This is a genomic window from Kluyvera sichuanensis, assembly GCF_014218705.1.
In the GTDB taxonomy this organism is placed as follows: domain Bacteria; phylum Pseudomonadota; class Gammaproteobacteria; order Enterobacterales; family Enterobacteriaceae; genus Kluyvera; species Kluyvera sichuanensis.
In genome coordinates, this window is record NZ_JABBJF010000080.1 from 1 (window position 1) to 614 (window position 614).

A 614-nucleotide genomic window follows, 5' to 3' on the forward strand; every position below is an offset into this window, starting at 1 on the left:
CTGGGCGAAATGCGCCTGGTAAGCAGAGTTTTTGAAATGTAAGGCCTTTGAATAAGACAAAAGGCTGCCTCATCGCTAACTTTGCAACAGTGCCCTACGAACTGTGCGCGCTGTCGGAGATGAAGAACGCGTTGCGTTCCGGCGACATCTGGGTGCAGGGGTCGCGCCAGTTCAAGGACTTCGAGGACTACCTGGTGCCGCCCGCGAAATTCGCCAGCCTCAAGCAGGCCAGCGAATTGCCGCTGGCCGTGGCCACCGACTGCAACCGGTACCTGAACGACCGGCTGACGCTGCTGGAAACACAGCTTGCCACCGTCAACCGTATGGCGACGGCCAACGAGCTGCCGGACGCCATCATCACCGAGTCAGGCTTGAAGATCACGCCGCTCGACGCGGCGGTACCCGACACCGCCCAAGCGCTGATCGACCAGACGGCAATGATCCTGCCGCACGTCAAGATCACCGAACTGCTGCTGGAGGTGGACGAATGGACGGGCTTCACTCGGCATTTCGCGCATCTGGGGTTCTAGGGATTTTCCGTCCAAAAACGACAAAGTGCTCTGGAGGCCCCGCCGTCTGTGGCCTCCAGAGGGGTATTACTTTTTTCGAGATCC

Annotated in this window: 1 pseudogene; it reads left to right on the forward strand. The window is 59.3% G+C overall.

Annotated features, from left to right (window positions below):
• Window positions 1–95 precede the first annotated feature (95 nt).
• Window positions 96–521, forward strand: a pseudogene (locus HII27_RS26820) (Tn3 family transposase); the annotation flags it as partial.
• Window positions 522–614 lie beyond the last annotated feature (93 nt).